This is a genomic window from Calothrix sp. UHCC 0171, from assembly GCF_034931845.1.
GTDB lineage: Bacteria > Cyanobacteriota > Cyanobacteriia > Cyanobacteriales > Nostocaceae > Brunnivagina.
Genome location: NZ_JAYGHN010000036.1, coordinates 13,920 through 31,190, shown reverse-complemented (window position 1 = coordinate 31,190; position 17,271 = coordinate 13,920). Strand labels below are relative to the sequence as shown.

The window sequence follows — 17,271 nt, the reverse complement described above, 5'->3', positions numbered from 1 at the left end:
TTACGCTTATGCTCCTGGTGTAAATGAAAACGCCAATATTCATCCCAATTAGCACTAGTATAAAATGACAAATATATTCAGAAAATATACGTAATTTCTAATTCTCTTGACGTTCGTTGATGATTAGCATTCTTATTTGGGAATGATGAAACTATAGTATTCTACATTTTCAAAACCATGACACAAGAAAGTGTTTTACAGCGTGCCAAGCAAGGTGACGCTGAAGCGATCGCATCTGTTATTAACTATCTTCTCAAAGATAAGAACATACTTGCTAAAGTAATCAATCATCAAAATTTAAATTTAAAAATATTATTAGAATCTTCGCAAATTCTCGAACAAGATGAATCTATATCACTAATTTATAAATTAATTCAAAAATTAGAAATAAACAAAATTAAATCAATTCAAATATATGCTCTCAAAACGGGATGTGGCTCGGTAGTATGGGAGAAAGAAATATGCTTACAGGCTAGCGATAAAACCTCTCATAAAAATAATAAATATCAAAAAAGTAGTAAAAGTTCGGAAAATAAAAATAAGTTTAAGCTATATCCAGTATGGTTCCCTTATCCTATTAGCTGGATGAGGATGGCTTTACTTAGTACCATTGGACTACCCGGATTACCATTAATTATGATGGGTGTAGGTGTGATAGTATTATCTCTTAAAACTTATGATAAGAATATTCAATCTAACATGATGATTATTTTAGGAGTAGCATTTTTATTTATCTCTATACTTGTGATTTCTTTATTTTTCTTTATCGCAAAGTTATGTATTAAAAGCATATTTCCAAATTATGCAAAAAAAATATTCAAATACTCTCACAGTCTTTGGGAAGGTTTTTATGGAACTTTTGCGATCGCCGCATCTTCAACAGTTATGTTGGCAATGATTGTTGACGCTAATTTATCAGTTTGTCAGTTCATATATGCCAACCAAACAGAAGCATGGGAATGTGCAGGTAAGCAAACAGGAAGAATTGCTCGCGCAATCATTAATAGTATTGAAAAACAAAATTATTTTGGTGAAACTTGGTTTTTCCGATGGATGGTCATTACAGCATACTTGTATCAAATTGAGTATTTAACTAAAAATTACTTAATGCCGAAAATTTTACGTAAAAAAAATTAGTTATTGATATGAATGGGAGTTTAGATTTATTTCGCCACAAATCCAACTAAGTTGCTTGTGGCAACATCTTGATTATTGATATCAAATATTTTTTGTGTGCAATCCCAATCTCAGTCTGATTTTAGGTCTAACCGCAGACAATATCATAGACTATGTTGATTTTGCCAATACTTCTGCTATTGTTTGTACTAGTTGCTCAAGATTGACAGGTTTGACAAAGTAATGACAAGCACCTAGCTCAATTGCTCTTTCTTGATCGGTTTTAAATGCAAACGCAGAAACTATAATTACTGGAATCTGAGCATAAATTGATTTTTGCTTAATTTGTTTTAAAACCAAATAACCATCTGTTTCAGGTAATTTTAAATCTAGTAGAATTAGATGTGGCTGAAAATTATCCAATGTTGCAAAAACATCAGAGGCATCTGGTAGGCTTTTGACATCATATCGAAAATACGATAAGTAATCACTCAAAAACATCCGATTAATATCATTGTCTTCAATGAGTAATAATCGTGTTTGTGGAGATGAATCAGATAATGGATTACTTTGAAGTAATTGCGCTGTCATTTCTACCTATGCTGTTAGGCTAAAATTCAACGATAACTACTAGAATCGCTCCGCTTGATTTAGACTCTGAGAGTAAAAAGCAAGCTCGGTAATTACGACTATGTAAGCGTTTCGAGAATTGTAGGTGGATGGTTATTTTTTATACTAGACAATAGTAACTCATATTATCAGCTTCAGCAAAATTTCAATTCCTCAACTTGAAATTCATGCTTTTTATACTTTACCTAGAGGCTTTAACTTAGATTTGCATAATCTTTTTTGAGTCACAAAAATACAAAATACCGCCATCACAGCGATTACAGTTCCGGGTTCGGAAATTTTGCGTTTGGGTGGGGCTTGAGGCAATTTCAGGCGACTTAGATAAGGTTGAGTGTAAATTTGCTTGGTTGGAAAGGATTTGTCGGATTTTGGTGATTCCAAGTTATACAAATACACTCTTTTGCCATCAATTGTTTCCTCTGTGACTGTACTGGCTTGTTGAACTTGGCTAATGGTATTTTCTGCTTCTGCAAAAAAACGGCGTTGAATTTGATTCTTGTTTTTACGATTTTTACCGAGTACGTCTTGCAAACGCGGTGGCAGTTTTAAAGCGTCGTCTTTGACTGAGAATTTCGATGAATCCACTAATGATTGATATTCTTGATGGGGAATATTTTTGAGTGATGTCGCACCCACTGGGATAGCATTGATTGTGCTAATCAGTGCTAAAGCCAATATATTGGCGCTAATTTTGCTCATCTGACTGATTATCACTAACATGCATAACTATCCCTTAACTAATATCGGCTAGATATGGAATCTTGTATTCTGCGTAACACCAATTTATCAGTATTCTTGTAGTTTAACTTGGGATTCCTGGAAATTAAGAATACACCAGTAAACTTTTCGTGAAGTTGGCATAAAGAATTTACAAAAGATAGATTCATGGAGTTAGGGACTGGAAGCGGAAATTCGAGATGTGATGAAATTGGCAATATTTAACACTTCTAGATTCCGTACTTCTGCTAATGCAAAAATTCGGCAATACGTTCAACAGCGATTTCGAGAATTGATGGGTTGTGAACAAGGGCAAAGCGAACATAACCTTCACCAGATTTACCAAAACCGGAACCAGGAGAAACTGCAACACCAGTTTCCTTAACAAGCTTGGTACAAAAATCTACTGAGTTATGAGTCCAAGGTGCGGGTAACTTTGCCCAAACATACATGGTGGCTGGGGGTGTGGGAACTTCCCAACCGATACGATGTAATGCCGCAATAAAAGTATCACGACGTTGGCGAAAAATATTCACGGCTGTATCAACACCTGTTTGGCTACCAGTTAAAGCTGCGATCGCACCATTTAAAATTCCTTTATATTGGTTAAAATCGACTGCGGCTTTGACTTGTCGCAATGCCCGAATTAATTCGGCGTTACCAATGGCGTAGCCAATCCGAAAACCGCCCATGTTATAAGACTTAGAAAGGGTGAAAAATTCAATGGAAACACTTTTTTCCCTGTCAGCTTGGAGAATCGAAGGAACTCCTTTACCTTCAAAAATTAAATCGACATAGGGAAAGTCATGAACAAGAACAATATTATGTTTTTGACAGAATCTGACAGCTTCTTCAAAAAAGGCAGGGGTGGCGATCGCAGTTGTGGGATTATGGGGATAACTCAATACCATCATTTTTGATTTGGCGACAATCTCACTAGGGATATCCGCAAATACTGGTAAAAAATCATTCTCTGTTAGTAGTGGCATTGCGTATATTTGCCCAGATGCTAGATAAACACCGCCAACATGGGAAGGATAACCAGGGTCGAGGAGTAAGGCATAATCGCCAGGATTGAGAATCGCCAGTGGTAAATGTGCAGTTCCCTCTTGAGAACCAATTAGCGGTAATACTTCAGTTTCGGGATTAACGGGAATACCAAATTTTTGTTCATACCAAGTTGCCGCAGCTTTGCGAAATGCCTGTGTTCCGTGAAATAATAAATAGCCGTGGGTGCTAGGGTCATGTAAGGATTGCGCGATCGCATCGATGACATGGTTTTCTGTGGGTAAATCGGAAGAACCCAACGATAAGTCAATTAAATCTCGCCCTGCCGCCAAAGCTGCTGCTTTTGCAATATCCATATCGGCAAAAACATTTGATTGCAGGGGTTGTAGGCGTTGTGCGAACTGCATTTTTTTGGTGAATTGGAAAGTAGGTAATGGGTACTGGGGGCATTGGCTAGTGGCTAATGGGTATGGGCATGATTCTGTGTCCCTTTCCCCGATTAACCAATAAACCAATCGCGAATAACTAATTTAAATTAGCCTCAATAAAACTCAATAGCTTCTCTTTCCCGATCGCACCTTCAGTTGCAGCTAACAATTGACCATCGCGAACCAAGCGAAATGCAGGTACTCCTTCGACTTGATATTGTTTAACAGTGAGGGGGTTAGGATCAACTTCCATTTTGACAATTTTCAGGCGATCGCTAAAGTTACTTGCTGCGGTGTTAATCACTGGAGCCATTAACTTACAAGGTCCACACCAAGAAGCCCAAAAGTAAACTAATACGGGCTGCTCGGATTTTAAAACTTCTGTTTCAAATTCTGTATCTGTAATGGTAATTACACCCGTACTCATTGCAGTCTCCATTCAGGCGGCTTTTTCAAACTCAATACACACAATACTCTATCCTAATCTGTTACTGCGAAACCACTCAAGGGCAAATTTTTGACTTTTTTCAGTCAATAAAGAAAAATATAAGTTTGGGAATAGTTGCTTTTTGATAATTTTGACATTTCCCACAGCCTGTCACCTTAAATCTTGATGGCGCTGGGCTGAGAAGAAAATCCAACTTTTTATTGATTCAAAATGCTGAAAAAGTTTTGTTTGTTGAGATTCTTACTACTACCTGGCTATTTCATCGCTACTATTCCCGTTTCTGCACAGGTTCCCAAAGCTCCTGTTGTCACAGACGTGACTTCGTTGGAGAAGCAGCAAGCAACGACTCAGAACCCTAATAACTCGGATTCTGTTAAACAAAGATTACTTGAATCAAAGCAGCAGCAAAATGCCAACGCCGAAAAACCACAAAAACTAAATCCTCTGGAAACGAGATGGCGGAAATTTAAGCAAGAATTAGATATTTTGTTTGGGTTCTAAGGTGAAGCCAATAGACAAAATCCCACAACATACTACATATTGCGGGATTTTTGAAAATTCAATTTAATAATTCTTTACCTACATTTGGTCTAATTGCTTGCGAAGTGCTTCTAATTCGGCATCAACGACTTCTTCGGATTTGGGCACGGATGCTGCTGGTGGATTTGGGGGTGTTGTAGCTGTAGTGTCTCCAGTTAATTGGGGTTGATTCACCGGGGCTGCTGGAGCCAGAGAAAGTTTGAGCGCTTCCAGTTCATCGTCAACATCGCTACTAGCTTCTAACCTCGCGAACTGACTATCCAAATCGGTGCTGGCTAGCTCTCCGATTGATTGAGCGCGTGCCTCCTGCATCAATACTTTTTCCTCCATCCGCTCAAAAGCTGACATGGCGCTATTGGTATTCATGCCGCGCACCATACCTTGGAGTTGTTCCTGTGCCTTGGCTGCGGTAATTCGAGCTTTGAGCATTTCTTTCTTGGTTTTAGCCTCGGAAATTTTGCTCTCTAGCTGAATTAAGTTGCGCTTGAGACCTTCGACTTGGACAACTTGTTGTTCTAAACTGGCTTTGAGTGCGGTAGAAGATTCGTTAAAAGTTTTTTTACGTTCTAATGCTTGACGAGCCAGATTCTCATCACCTTTTTGCAGGGCTAGCTGGGCGTTACGCTGCCATTTGTTAACTTCGTTCTGGGCATCAGTGTACTGCTTTTCGGTACGTTTTTGTGCGGCGATCGTCTGAGCCACCCCTTGACGCAGCTGAACCAAATCTTCCTGCATTTCTAGGATAGCTTGTTCGAGCATTTTTTCGGGGTCTTCAGCCTTACTCACCATATCATTGAGGTTGGCACCGACAACTCTTTTAATCCGATCAAATAAACCCATAATTTTTTTTCCTTTGAGATTTACGCGCTAGTTTTGCAGTTTGCTTTTTACTATTTAATAACTACCTATTTAAATTTAATCCTTCCGGCTTGGTTCGCACCCCCATATCCATATATTCCTAAGATATGCTCCCAAATCCAAATTTGCCCATTGTTGCTTACTCCGTATCCTTTGGTGTGTTTGGCAACTTCGGCAAATCTTGCCCCCGATTGTTTGCTAATTGGGATTTCATGGCAGAAAGCTCATCATCTATGTTTTCGCTAGATGCTAAGGCGATAAATTGATTATCTAAATTGTCTGTACTTGTAATCGAAAGCACTTCATTTTGCGATTCTAATTGTACAATTTTATCTTCAACACGTTCAAAAACCCCAGTGCTTGTGGTTCCCGAAAGTTCGCCCATAAGTTCTTGGAGTCGCAGAGATGCTTGTGCAGAACGGGCACGAGCGATATACATGTCCTTTTTGTTTTTCACCTCAGCAATTTTCAATTCCAGCGATCGCATGTCTTTTTTTAGTGTAGCGACTACAGTATTTTGTTGCCCGATTTGGTGATTTAAACTGGTGGCAGTATCTTGGTAGGATTTGCGTTTGCTCAGGGCTTCGCGGGCTAGGGGTTCGTTACCTTGCTGGAGAGCAAGTTGAGCGCGTCGGTACCATTCCTCGGCGGTGGATTGGGCGTTGGCGGCTTGACGTTCGCTACGTTTTTGAGTGGCGATGGCACTAGCAACTGCTTGTCGGAGTTGGATGAGATTATCCTGCATCTCCATCACAGTTTGCTCCAGAACCTTCTCTGGGTCTTCCGTATTTGACACCCAACTGTTAACATTAGCCCGTACAACCCGCGAAATGCGATCGAAAAAGCTCATATCCACCTCCAGAAAAAGTAATGAGAATTATTGCTGGGTAATTAGTGTTGGGTAATTAGTAATTACCTCCAGTTTAGAAGTAGTGGGAAGAAGAAGAAAAAAAAGGAGAGAAAAAAGAAAAAAAGCAGAAACTCTTAACTCAGCACTCAACAATGCTTTTTACTCCCCTTAAGGTTGACGAATTCTCGCATTAATCCCCTTAGCTTTCATTTCATCAAGCAATCTTTGCGCTCCTTGTTTATCTTTCATTGCGCCCAGCAGCACTAACTTTTTATCACTTGACAAATATGCATCTTTAACCACTTTGCGGGCATTAGCTAAAGCATTGGGGTTATTATTCTCGGTGACTATGTGATAAAAACCATCGGCAGAAGGTTTAGCTTCGTCAATAGATATTTCTTCTACCTGTGTGGGTGAAGGAGAAACGGCAGTTGTTGGTGCTATTGGTGTTGGTTGTTGTGGAGGTTGTTCAGTGGGTATTTGATTTTGGGGTATTTGATTTGGAATAGCGGGAGGATTTTCTGGTGTTGTGGGAATTGAGGTTGATTTTGGTTTTAAACCAACAACATCATTAGGATTATTAACTTCGGGAAATTCATCTCTTGCCAGATTTGGGTATTTCGGTAAAGCTTTTATTTCTGCTGGAGTTTGCCCACTATTTTCAGTTGTGAGTGGATTTTCACTGGTAGTTGTGTTGTTGCCTTTTCCCAGTCCTCCATTCAATCCGAATGGTAAGCTTCGGTTCAGAATTGCATATGCCAAGATTAAACTTGCTGCTAATAATAACAGAATTGACCCAATACCTAAAGGGGAGAGAAGACTATCATTATTTGTTTTTGATCGTTTTTCATCTTTTGATGTGTCTTCAGTTAGGCTCCGCAGCAGTGCTTCTGATGATTCGAGATAGTCATCAGGCTGGCTGGTAGGTGGAACTTGAATTTCGGTGTGATTTTGCTCAGTTTTTGGCTTGTCTGCTGAGGCTATGTGACTGGGGATAATACTGCTGCTTGACGAAGGTGTATCTGATGTCGTGGGCAAACCAGTATTTACGCCATTTTCCGCCACTTTGGGCATAGGTGGAGGTGGTGGAGGTGTGGGAATTTCCGGCACATAGGTTAGAGGCACAGAAGAATAGATTGGAGGTGTTGGAGTTGGAGGATTTTCCAATTCTGAGCCTACTAGAGACTGAGATGTACCTTCTGCAATCTCATCCTTACTGCTTGTAACCGCAGAAGTCGCATATTGTAGTTGACTACTATGGGAATTGACCGATTGGGCTTGGTTAGATGTTCTAGATGTACCTCGCATTCGCCGGTATCGGGCTAATTCGCGATCGAGTTGTACTTCTAAACTAGCCAGTGCGGCTGCAAGTGCTGGCTTTAAATTAGGTGTTCTCGAAAATTGACTACCCGAATGCATCAGGGGATTTTGACTCATTGCCTGTTTGCCTTCAACCTATGATTACCAGATTTAGATTTACTGCTGATGCTAAACCATTGCTAGAGTGACTGTTGCTCTGGCATATAGTGTCACAATGGGGTCGTATTGGATGAATAAGACTGGGATATATTGTAGTGATAATACTAGCGAAAATTACCACAGATATTGTGTATCGCCAAGTCGCAATTTTCGCACTTCGGTAAACAAAATGTCTTTAAAATCGGTAAATGACATTGTCAGTATTTTAAAAGCCAAGGCTGTATTACAGGAACCGCCTTTACAGAACTTGCTGCAATGTTGGCATGAAATTGTTGGAGATACGATCGCACTTCATACCCGTCCTGTCGCTATCCAACGCTCTGTGCTGCGTGTGGCGACTTCTAGCGCTGCTTGGGCACAAAATTTGACTTTTGAACGCCAGCGCTTACTCATTCAAGTTAATCAAAAATTAGTGACTCCTGTAGATGAGATTCGTTTTTCGACTGCCGAGTGGCAGATTTCTCCAATCAGCAGGGAAAAGCAAGAAGTAGCCCTCATAACTCAACACCCAAGTTATTTGGGTGAATCAATTAATTTAAGCGATCGCATTTCTGAAGATACCTCTTTAGCATATGGTGGACAACCCACAACTAAAGTTACAACTAAAGTTACAAATACAAATGATGCCTTTGTTCGCTGGGCAAATGCCGTCAAAAGGCGATCGCACAAATTACCACTTTGCCCTGAATGTCAATGTCCGACTCCCCAGGGAGAAATCCAGCGATGGCATGTATGTGCTTTATGTGTAGCGAAAAGGTTTTAGTTGAGTGTGGGCATTAGTAATTAGTTACCAGCAATAACTTCTAAACAACCTCCAATAACCAATATCCAATAATTATTAACAATCCCCAAAATTTATATCTTTCGGGTGAGGAATAAACTCAAGGTAAATTTATAGCAGTTTATTTTTCTTTGATCCCAATTTGTTTTACCTATTCTTAATCTGGGAATAAAAATTGTATGTATCGTTTTTGTAATCAAAAGATTGAAAAATATAACACAAATCTAAAAAGAATATAAAGTTCATTTTTTGTTCGGAATCGCGAAAACGTTTACCAAATAATGATTTATTGGCTGTGATCCGTATTTATATCTAGTAAGAAAATAAATGACAATAAATGACGGAAACTATGCCTGAATGGCGCTCAACATGAAGAACATCAAATTCTTGACTTCTGCCTGTAAATATTGCCGTTACTACAACCCAGAAGGTCGTCGTGGCGGTAATTGTCAGCAATTAGGGGCACCAGTTTTAGGACATTGGAAAGCTTGCTCTTTAGCTTTACCGCCTTTTGCTCCATCGTGGGAAACTTTGGAAGATGTTTGGAGTTTGCCGGAACATAAGCCAGTTCTAGCTTCAGGAATTAATCACCGCGAGATAGTGATGAAGGAGTTGCCCAGAACAAACGTGCAAATAAAGGAAACTGTTTTAAGTAATGTTGAAATGTCTAATGCCAAGACTGTAACCGTTTAATTTTTTGATTATGGTTGGATTTCAGTAAAGATTTTCTTAATTACAGCGTAATTTAGGGTATTAACCCTTGATAACTCATGAGTTTGGTTACTTGGCATTCGTTGTTTCAGCTTTTGATTTTATTCAGCAGAATATTTAACAATTTGACAGATTTTCTAGAAGTCGCACCTGGGGTAGAAAGGCGCGATTTCTTACTATGTTTGAGATGACTACGTTTGAGAAATGAGTGTTGACAAAATTAAGGTAGCCAGGGGAATGAACGAAAATCGGGCTGACGCTTTTCTAAAAATGCCTGTTTTCCTTCGGCACCTTCTTCTGTCATGTAATAAAGTAAAGTTGCATTTCCCGCCAGTTCTTGTAAACCTGCTTGTCCATCGCAGTCAGCATTAAATGCAGCTTTGAGACACCGAATCGCAATTGGACTTTTTGCTAAAATTTCTTGTGCCCATTGAATACCCTCAGCTTCCAGTTGTTCGATAGGCACAACTGTATTGACTAAACCCATTTCTAAAGCTTGTTTGGCATCATATTGGCGGCAAAGAAACCAAATTTCTCGTGCTTTTTTTTGTCCGACAATGCGGGCAAGGTAGCTAGCGCCAAAGCCACCATCAAAACTACCTACTTTTGGTCCTGTTTGCCCAAAAATAGCATTATCAGCCGCAATGGTTAAGTCACAGATTAAATGGAGTACATGTCCACCGCCAATTGCATATCCAGCCACCAAGGCAATGACAACTTTGGGCATGGAACGAATCAGGCGTTGTAAATCTAAGACATTTAAGCGGGGTGTCCCTGCATCATCAATATAACCTGCATGACCTCGCACACTTTGGTCGCCACCGGAACAAAAGGCATATTTGCCATCAGTATGGGGTCCATAGCCAGTAAATAAAACAACGCCAATGGTAGTATCTTCACGAGCATCAAGAAAAGCATCGTAAAGTTCAAACACCGTTTTTGGACGAAAAGCATTGCGTTTGTGGGGACGGTTGATGGTGATTTTGGCGATACCATCAGCCTTGTGATAGAGAATGTCTTCGTAGTTTTTAGGGGATTGCCAGTTAATTTGCATGGGGAATTTGCAGTCTCAGCTTGAGAATTCTACCTTATAGAATCTCTTCTTTCAGCATTTTTGCGATCGCCTATGATCCATTCTTCTGTGGTTAGACGGCGGACATTTTCGAGGCGTTGAATTGCCCAGGTGTTATATTCTACACTCATGTCGCATCCCATCCAACGACGATTTAATTGTTCGGCAACTACTATAGTTGTGCCCGAACCGGAAAATGGATCAATAACTAAATCTCCTGGATTAGATGATGCCAGCACAAATTTCCTCAGTAATTCTTCGGGTTTTTGCGTCGGATGAGGGGTTGTTTCGCCCATGCCATTACAAGTAGTTGGCACCTCAAATACATCTTTTGGCTTCGCACCCTTGGGATTTGGTGTCCAATTGTGACGTTTTTGACACTTTCCCTGAGAGTAAGCACTCGTTTCGGCTTGGGGGTGAGATGGATATTTTAATGTATGCGCGCCATAGGGAATTCGCACATCATCAACATTTAGTTTTGGGGTTTGGGATTTACGAAAATGAATTATACTTTCATGCGATCGCCCCCAATCGCTACCGAAGTTGGCTTTATTTTTATAGTGCCAAATTAACCAACGACAACTGTGGAAATACTTTGATGCGGGATGTTTTAAGTCGGCTAAAATTTCCGAAAAGCCACAAATGTAGAGAGAACCTGTTGATTTGAGGGTACGTGCAGCTTGGCTAATCCATTTAATTGACCATTCGATATATTTTTCTTGATTTTCAAAGTTATCCCAATGTGCTTTTTTAATGTTGTATGGTGGATCGGCAAATATCAAGTCTACACTTTCAGTTTCTAGTGATGTCAGCCAGTCGATCGAGTTGCCTTGATACAGCTGCCCGTGGGGATGGGAATATTGGAGTTGAAACCCTTGTGTCATATCCAGTCCAGCTAATTAGTTATAATTAATTTTTCTTCCATCTCCCCATCTCCTACCTATTTCCCAATCCCCCCATCTCCCCATCCCCGCGTCTCCCCATCTCCCCATTATTGAAGCGAGCCTGATATCATAGGGCAATATTCGCCAAATTTTCTTTACGCCATTGAGCATCAGCTTTGCGATCGCTTCGTAATTCTAAAACACGAATTCCTTGGGTTGGTAATGGGTTGAGTTTGGCTTGTAAATCTTGCCAAGAAGTAATTAAGTGATGTTCAACGCCATATGTAGTGCATAATTGAGCAAAATCAATATCTTGGGGTGTGGCAAATAATTCGGTAAATGGTGGTTCAAATTGGGCAATTGGTAGCATCTCAAAAATCCCACCACCATTATTATTGATCAAAATTATTGTCAGATGTCCGACAAATTTATTTCTGATTAAAAACCCATTTGTATCATGTAATAATGTCAAATCTCCCGTTAACAGCACACTAGGTTGATGGCGATGGGCAACTCCAAAAGCGGTGGATAAAGTCCCGTCAATACCATTGGCACCACGATTACAAAAGGGTTGAATTCCCAAATTATTCGGTTTCCAAAAAAATTCCATATCTCGCACAGGCATACTATTAGCAATAAATAGCGGTGTTTTTGCTGGTAGAGTTTGCGAAAGTAACCAAGCTACTTTACCCTCAAAAAAATCATTAGTTGCTGCTAAAATGCGATCGCGATTTTTACTAGTTATAGTTTCCGCTTGACACCAAGCTTCGAGATATTTGGATTTTGGTTTTTCAGTGAATTGATGGGTTAATCCGTGGGCTAATTCATCAATACTTACCCGCAAATGTTCTGTTTTGAGGTGGAGAGAATCGAGATTGCGATCGCTTTTATCTATTATCCACATCAGTGGTTGGTGTTTCTGTAACCAAGTTCGTAATTCTTTACTGGTGGGCATTTCTCCAATTAAAATTACGACTTCCGGCGCTAATTCTGCGGCTAATTGGGAATTGCGAAGAATCGAATCATAGGTAGAAATAAGATAGGGGTTAAAATCGGCATAATTACGAACTGGGGAAAGTCCCTCCGCCAGCACCGGAAAATTAAAAAATTTGCTCAGTTGCGAAATCGCTGCACAGTATTCCTGTGGTTGTTGCGGTTGGGCGATACCCGCAATTAAAATTCCCCGTCGGCAAGAAATAGAGGAAAATAAACTTTCTCCATCAATCTCAGTACCAATCTTAATACTTGTCTGTATGCCGTAGGAGGCAGGAGGGATAATGTGGGAGAAAAAATCTGCGGTTGCCAATTGGGATTCTACATGACTCAAATCTACCCCATCAGCAATCGGCGCAAGTGGATCACGCAAAGGTATATTTAAGTGTACTACACCAGCAACAGGTGCGAGCGATCGTCTCCAAGCATGAATTAGGGTTTGTCGCAAATATGCCAGCATCCCCAGTTCCACAGATGGTAAAGCTAATTCTGTGTGCCAGTTCGGATAATTACCGTAAAGTTTAACTTGATCGATTGTTTGTCCAGAGTGACACTCACGTAATTCTTGGGGTCTGTCTGCGGTCAATAATAATAAAGGTATGCAACTTTCTTTTGCCTCAATCACAGCAGGATAAAAATTTGCTCCCGCAGTTCCCGACGTACAAACCACCGCCACAGGTTTTCCAGTTACTTTTGCTCTTCCCAAAGCAAAAAAAGCCGCAGAACGCTCATCGAGAATCGAAATCACTTCAATTGTCGGTTTTTGTTGAGCAAATGCAACAGCAAGAGGAGTTGAACGCGAACCGGGACAAATCACTACACAATTTAATCCCAAGCGTTTTAAAGTTTCGGTAAGGACAAAAGCCCAAATTTCGTTTGTATTTCGGAAAGCGATCGACATTTTGAGGAAGGAGCGAGTTGTTGTCAGGGCGTATTCCCCCTACTTTCCCACACTCTAAATCTTTTTTTGCAAATTTTCCGGACTGTTAGTGAGCGATCGTGTATTTCAATTTGTAGATACATCCGCAACTTCTGTGTGTTCCTTATCTGACTCGTGCAATAACTAGTGCTAGTTAAATAGTGCTAGTTAGAGCAAAGTTAAGTAGCAATTTAATAATTTTTATTGCTGCTTACTTGTAAAAAATTTAACAAGATAAATAAATTAATTTGCAATTTAAATTTGAAATTTAAATACACCTTTAAATACTTATTTAAGCTTTATGGGTTTCCTCTCTTACTAGAGACGCAGTGCGTCTCTTTTTTTGCTTTTGATTCAATATTTTATCAAAGCTACTATTTTTCGTGATGACATAGCTTGCTTTGCTTATCCGCCATAATCCTAATTTTCAGCCTTGAGAGAAGCCATAGTGTAGTCAACAAGTGTCTAAATTTTCTTTATTTTGATTATTCGGTTTTTTGGGTTCTCTTGCCAAAATAATTTTTACTCATTTCCGGATTCACTTTGGTAGTAATTGTAGTAATGATTGTAACAAATTTTGCAAATTACAAATTTTACGATACACCTACGAGGTAATTTTTATGTCTCAGAAACGACCTAATCCACCTTCTCGCCCAAAACCAATCAAGACAGAAAGAGGTTTTTCAGGTGATAATAAACCGAAGAAACCATCTCCATAGTTTTATTTTTTTAGTTTGCTCAAAGTTCTCTAATTATTAGAGTAAAGCTCAATAATTAGTTGCTGTAAGTTAATATTAATCATATGATTTTAATGAAAAAAAGACGTATATTGCTATGTACGTCTTTTTGATTTTAACTATTTTTTATCCATTACATTATTCCAAGCATTAATTAAATTTCAATTAATTTATACTTAATTTATACTTAAAAGACCATTTATAAAATCAGCACAGGGAGGAACATGATTTCTCATCAAAAAGTCAGATGATGCTCAATACTTAAATCCAAAGAAACGAGTTTATTTGGTCTTAAGATTTACTTTACACACAACCTCTAAATCCTAATTAAATTATAGCTAATATTTGCCTTTGGGAATCACACATCGCATCCCACTTTTAACCCCAGCAGCATCACCTTGATAGCGAGGTATAATGTGAATACTGGCGTGCATGACATTTTGCCCTGCATGTTTATTGACATTCATCCCAACATTAAAACCATCTGGGGCAAACTCTTTATTTAACATTTCTTGAATTTTATTCACCATTAACCAACAAGCTGATTGTTCTTTTAATGGTAATTCAAAATAATTACTGACATGACGCTTGGGAATCACTAAAACATGACCTTTGCTTAAGGGATAACCATCAAATATTGCATAAGTAGTTGCTGATTCGCAGAGTAGAGTCAAATGCTTATAAGGATTGCAAAATATACAATTGTTAGATGAATGTCGTTGATTATTGTAATGAGAATATTCATAAATTTCACAATATTCATGAGCCTTTATCGATTTAAATGGTAGCTTAACAATGCATTGATATGTTGGCTTTTTGTGAATATAATGTTCTCTAAAACCTTCTTTTTTAATATCTCGTCTGACAGCAAAGTAGGCTTTACCTCCTGGCTTTAATAAAGACGAAACCTCCATCAGAACATTTGCTTGTTCTTCAGGAAATAAAACATTTAAAACATAAAAGCAAATAATTGTATCGAACTTTCCCTGAGGATATTGAGGAAAATAATATGGATCATAAGCTGTAATATCATATCCTTTTTTTTGTAATAACTTGACATCATTCCCAAAGCCACAACCGAAGTCAAGAATATTCCCAATTAGTAAATTTTTATCCAATAAAAATTGTGCAGGAGATGACAAAAAAACTCTTTCTATTGCTGTCAGGTGACTATATTTATTTTTTTGTTTTTTCATGAGGAAAATCTGAAAGACTTAGACAAAGTGAATAGATGTGAATAGATGAAAAAGATAAATTCACTATATTGAAAATTGCTACAGCCAAATATTATAGCCAAGCACTTGAAATTCGTCTCTTCACTTAACTAAAGTCTCTCAAATTAGAGCATTTACTGCTGTACCAACCCTATTGTGCAACACCTAACTTAAAATTCAATTGCGAAAATATTAACTTGAAAACTGACATCATTCTGAGTTCTGACAAGTTACTTTTGATGAAATCTACCCATGTCATCGTTTTACTTCAGCCAAAAGAAGGATGAGTTAATTTTTTTTTGGGAATAACCTGGCAGAAGGAAGTTCTGAAAATACAAAATTTAAATTATGCCTGCTTCGACTCCATTAAAAGGTACTGAATTAGTTGATTGTGCAAGAGCAAATGCGAATCAAGGTATTCAAACTGCTGCTTATCTATGTGGTTATGGTGATGATTTAAATCAATTTGCCCAAGAGTTACGTATTGCTTGCGAAGAAATGAATTTACAAGTTAAGGAGTTAGCCGAATTAGTCACCGACCAAGATATGATATTAAATATAGGAACCGGTGAAATCGTCGCACCAGATACTGCATCACAATTATGATGTATATGCAGGCTAGGTTTATAGCTGATATTTCTTCATCAAAGGTACCGCAATTTGATTTACCAGCAATTCTAAAAATAGCCAAATAAGTTTTCGCTGTAATGGTAAATGTTGGTGGTATATAGCACTGTATTCGATATTGCCAATAAAACCGCGAAAGCGTTTAAATTCAGCAGCGCCTGAACTTTGATGTAGAATCAAGCCTTGTTTGCTTGCCTCTATAGTTAGTAATACTGATAGCATTCGGTATAAACCTAGTTGCTGGGGTAAACTGTTGTCATATCCCAAAATGGGAGTTGTCATCATGCCATTGACTATATAAAAACCAATTACACCATCTATTTTTCCTGCTTTTTTTAATGCTTGAAACTCCCACATAGGGTTTTTCAAGACTAGCTCGATAAAATTTTCTGTAAATTGCGGGTTGTGAATCGAATATTTATCTAGATATAAAAAATTATATAATTCAACAATTCTAGGTATGTCTTTGAATGTTAATTGATGTTTTTGAATAATTTCATAACCATTTTTTTTAATTAATGCTTCATCTTGTTTGAGTCTCCATCTCATTTTTGTTCGTAGTGCTGATTTTTCATGAGGATTGAATAGATAAATTTGACGACTACCAATCAGGCGATATTGATTTAATTTAAAATCATTCAATAAATCATCATTGATAAAAGTGTTAATAGAGCGGAAGATAATAGCTTTATCTGGAAATTGATATTTGAGATATTCTGTAATAGCTTGTATTTGGTCTTTTGATAGTTCTGGATATAGATTAGTTGATAGCATTAAATTATGAGCGATCGCAACTTGATCAATACTGCCTATATGTGCTATCTTTCCTAAGAAATCAATTACAATTGCCAATACTTTCTCTAAAATTGGATTTTTTAAAGTTAGTAATTCTGCTTTGGTATAGGTAATGTAGTGGTTATAAGGGGAGCAAACATATGAGTTTTCTAGTTTCGAGTTGCTAATTTCTGTTCTAGTTATTACTCCATTCTCTTTATGATTAACTGTTATTGGTAATACTAAATCGTCAACTGTAATCACGTACATATCAGTATTAACATTTTTGATGAAATTAGCAGAGCCAGTCTTCATCATCGGTATCCAATATGTTTGGATGAACTTGGAAATTTCTGAATTAGAACAAGCTAAATTATCAATATTGCTGCTGTCATATAGACGAACTCTAGAATTATTATGGCACGTTAATTCCATCATGTAATACACCCCTTATCTGCCGTTTTATGTCTTCATTGAATGTATGA

The 17,271-nt window shown here is 38.3% G+C and carries 17 protein-coding genes; 5 read left to right on the top strand and 12 right to left on the bottom strand.

Going from position 1 to position 17,271, the window contains the following annotated elements:
• Positions 1–177 precede the first annotated feature (177 nt).
• Positions 178–1,137, top strand: coding sequence for a hypothetical protein (locus tag VB733_RS21955; RefSeq protein ID WP_323342184.1), 960 nt, complete (start codon positions 178–180; stop codon positions 1,135–1,137).
• A 150-nt stretch (positions 1,138–1,287) separates the two neighbouring features.
• On the opposite strand, the gene VB733_RS21950 is transcribed toward VB733_RS21955, so the two are convergent.
• The 4 genes from VB733_RS21950 to VB733_RS21935 all read right to left on the bottom strand — a co-directional run bounded on the left by VB733_RS21950 (position 1,288) and on the right by VB733_RS21935 (position 4,326).
• Positions 1,288–1,707, bottom strand: a complete 420-nt coding sequence (locus VB733_RS21950) for a response regulator (RefSeq protein ID WP_323342183.1) — start codon at positions 1,705–1,707, stop codon at positions 1,288–1,290.
• Positions 1,708–1,920: 213 nt separating this feature from the next.
• Positions 1,921–2,466 (bottom strand): hypothetical protein, encoded by a 546-nt coding sequence (locus VB733_RS21945; protein ID WP_323342182.1) that lies wholly within the window; start codon positions 2,464–2,466, stop codon positions 1,921–1,923.
• 245 nt (positions 2,467–2,711) lie between these two features.
• The gene (locus VB733_RS21940; protein WP_323342181.1) at positions 2,712–3,878 is read right to left on the bottom strand and encodes an LL-diaminopimelate aminotransferase; all 1,167 of its coding nucleotides are present in this window, start codon (positions 3,876–3,878) and stop codon (positions 2,712–2,714) included.
• 118 nt (positions 3,879–3,996) lie between these two features.
• Positions 3,997–4,326, bottom strand: coding sequence for a thioredoxin family protein (locus VB733_RS21935; RefSeq protein WP_096618349.1), 330 nt, complete (start codon positions 4,324–4,326; stop codon positions 3,997–3,999).
• 231 nt (positions 4,327–4,557) lie between these two features.
• Here VB733_RS21935 and VB733_RS21930 point away from each other — a divergent pair, with 231 nt between their 5' ends.
• The gene (locus VB733_RS21930) at positions 4,558–4,848 is read left to right on the top strand and encodes a hypothetical protein (protein WP_323342180.1); all 291 of its coding nucleotides are present in this window, start codon (positions 4,558–4,560) and stop codon (positions 4,846–4,848) included.
• 78 nt (positions 4,849–4,926) lie between these two features.
• Here the strand turns inward: VB733_RS21930 and VB733_RS21925 are convergent, their stop codons facing one another.
• From VB733_RS21925 to VB733_RS21915, 3 genes are all read right to left on the bottom strand, one after another.
• Positions 4,927–5,727 (bottom strand): PspA/IM30 family protein, encoded by an 801-nt coding sequence (locus tag VB733_RS21925; RefSeq protein WP_323342179.1) that lies wholly within the window; start codon positions 5,725–5,727, stop codon positions 4,927–4,929.
• A 157-nt stretch (positions 5,728–5,884) separates the two neighbouring features.
• The gene (locus VB733_RS21920; RefSeq protein ID WP_323342178.1) at positions 5,885–6,595 is read right to left on the bottom strand and encodes a PspA/IM30 family protein; all 711 of its coding nucleotides are present in this window, start codon (positions 6,593–6,595) and stop codon (positions 5,885–5,887) included.
• A gap of 168 nt (positions 6,596–6,763) precedes the next feature.
• A complete protein-coding gene (locus VB733_RS21915) occupies positions 6,764–8,032 on the bottom strand; it encodes a hypothetical protein (protein ID WP_323342177.1) in 1,269 nt (422 codons plus the stop codon).
• A gap of 211 nt (positions 8,033–8,243) precedes the next feature.
• On the opposite strand from VB733_RS21915, the gene VB733_RS21910 reads away from it, so the two are divergent.
• Together VB733_RS21910 and VB733_RS21905 are read left to right on the top strand one after the other, a co-directional pair.
• Entirely contained in the window at positions 8,244–8,837 is a 594-nt protein-coding gene (locus VB733_RS21910; RefSeq protein WP_323342176.1) for a DUF721 domain-containing protein, read from the top strand.
• A 387-nt stretch (positions 8,838–9,224) separates the two neighbouring features.
• Positions 9,225–9,548, top strand: coding sequence for a hypothetical protein (locus VB733_RS21905; protein WP_323342175.1), 324 nt, complete (start codon positions 9,225–9,227; stop codon positions 9,546–9,548).
• Between the two features lie 238 nt (positions 9,549–9,786).
• Here the strand turns inward: VB733_RS21905 and menB are convergent, their stop codons facing one another.
• The 4 genes from menB to VB733_RS21885 form a co-directional block, all read right to left on the bottom strand.
• A complete protein-coding gene (gene menB, locus VB733_RS21900) occupies positions 9,787–10,620 on the bottom strand; it encodes a 1,4-dihydroxy-2-naphthoyl-CoA synthase (RefSeq protein WP_323342174.1) in 834 nt (277 codons plus the stop codon).
• A gap of 29 nt (positions 10,621–10,649) precedes the next feature.
• Positions 10,650–11,522, bottom strand: coding sequence for a site-specific DNA-methyltransferase (locus tag VB733_RS21895; RefSeq protein ID WP_323342173.1), 873 nt, complete (start codon positions 11,520–11,522; stop codon positions 10,650–10,652).
• 127 nt (positions 11,523–11,649) lie between these two features.
• Positions 11,650–13,416, bottom strand: a complete 1,767-nt coding sequence (gene menD, locus VB733_RS21890) for a 2-succinyl-5-enolpyruvyl-6-hydroxy-3-cyclohexene-1-carboxylic-acid synthase (RefSeq protein WP_323342172.1) — start codon at positions 13,414–13,416, stop codon at positions 11,650–11,652.
• A gap of 1,093 nt (positions 13,417–14,509) precedes the next feature.
• On the bottom strand, positions 14,510–15,367 hold the full coding sequence (locus tag VB733_RS21885) for a bifunctional class I SAM-dependent methyltransferase/HIT family protein (RefSeq protein WP_323342171.1): 858 nt from the start codon (positions 15,365–15,367) through the stop codon (positions 14,510–14,512).
• Positions 15,368–15,733: 366 nt separating this feature from the next.
• Between VB733_RS21885 and VB733_RS21880 the strand changes: the two genes are divergently transcribed.
• Positions 15,734–15,991, top strand: coding sequence for a hypothetical protein (locus VB733_RS21880; protein WP_096614498.1), 258 nt, complete (start codon positions 15,734–15,736; stop codon positions 15,989–15,991).
• A gap of 18 nt (positions 15,992–16,009) precedes the next feature.
• Here VB733_RS21880 and VB733_RS21875 read toward each other — a convergent pair whose 3' ends face one another.
• On the bottom strand, positions 16,010–17,224 hold the full coding sequence (locus tag VB733_RS21875; protein WP_323342170.1) for a hypothetical protein: 1,215 nt from the start codon (positions 17,222–17,224) through the stop codon (positions 16,010–16,012).
• Between the last annotated feature and the right edge of the window lie 47 nt (positions 17,225–17,271).

Excerpts from the sequence above, each read along its gene's own strand:
- VB733_RS21885 (WP_323342171.1), bottom strand. The coding sequence starts at position 15,367 with ATGAAAAAACAAAAAAATAAATATAGTCACCTGACAGCAATAGAAAGA.
- VB733_RS21935 (WP_096618349.1), bottom strand. The coding sequence starts at position 4,326 with ATGAGTACGGGTGTAATTACCATTACAGATACAGAATTTGAAACAGAA.
- menD (WP_323342172.1), bottom strand. The coding sequence starts at position 13,416 with ATGTCGATCGCTTTCCGAAATACAAACGAAATTTGGGCTTTTGTCCTT.
- VB733_RS21940 (WP_323342181.1), bottom strand. The coding sequence starts at position 3,878 with ATGCAGTTCGCACAACGCCTACAACCCCTGCAATCAAATGTTTTTGCC.
- VB733_RS21875 (WP_323342170.1), bottom strand. The coding sequence starts at position 17,224 with ATGATGGAATTAACGTGCCATAATAATTCTAGAGTTCGTCTATATGAC.
- VB733_RS21945 (WP_323342182.1), bottom strand. The coding sequence starts at position 2,466 with ATGTTAGTGATAATCAGTCAGATGAGCAAAATTAGCGCCAATATATTG.
- VB733_RS21925 (WP_323342179.1), bottom strand. The coding sequence starts at position 5,727 with ATGGGTTTATTTGATCGGATTAAAAGAGTTGTCGGTGCCAACCTCAAT.
- VB733_RS21955 (WP_323342184.1), top strand. The coding sequence starts at position 178 with ATGACACAAGAAAGTGTTTTACAGCGTGCCAAGCAAGGTGACGCTGAA.
- VB733_RS21920 (WP_323342178.1), bottom strand. The coding sequence starts at position 6,595 with ATGAGCTTTTTCGATCGCATTTCGCGGGTTGTACGGGCTAATGTTAAC.
- menB (WP_323342174.1), bottom strand. The coding sequence starts at position 10,620 with ATGCAAATTAACTGGCAATCCCCTAAAAACTACGAAGACATTCTCTAT.
- VB733_RS21915 (WP_323342177.1), bottom strand. The coding sequence starts at position 8,032 with ATGAGTCAAAATCCCCTGATGCATTCGGGTAGTCAATTTTCGAGAACA.
- VB733_RS21895 (WP_323342173.1), bottom strand. The coding sequence starts at position 11,522 with ATGACACAAGGGTTTCAACTCCAATATTCCCATCCCCACGGGCAGCTG.
- VB733_RS21905 (WP_323342175.1), top strand. The coding sequence starts at position 9,225 with ATGAAGAACATCAAATTCTTGACTTCTGCCTGTAAATATTGCCGTTAC.
- VB733_RS21930 (WP_323342180.1), top strand. The coding sequence starts at position 4,558 with ATGCTGAAAAAGTTTTGTTTGTTGAGATTCTTACTACTACCTGGCTAT.
- VB733_RS21880 (WP_096614498.1), top strand. The coding sequence starts at position 15,734 with ATGCCTGCTTCGACTCCATTAAAAGGTACTGAATTAGTTGATTGTGCA.
- VB733_RS21910 (WP_323342176.1), top strand. The coding sequence starts at position 8,244 with ATGTCTTTAAAATCGGTAAATGACATTGTCAGTATTTTAAAAGCCAAG.
- VB733_RS21950 (WP_323342183.1), bottom strand. The coding sequence starts at position 1,707 with ATGACAGCGCAATTACTTCAAAGTAATCCATTATCTGATTCATCTCCA.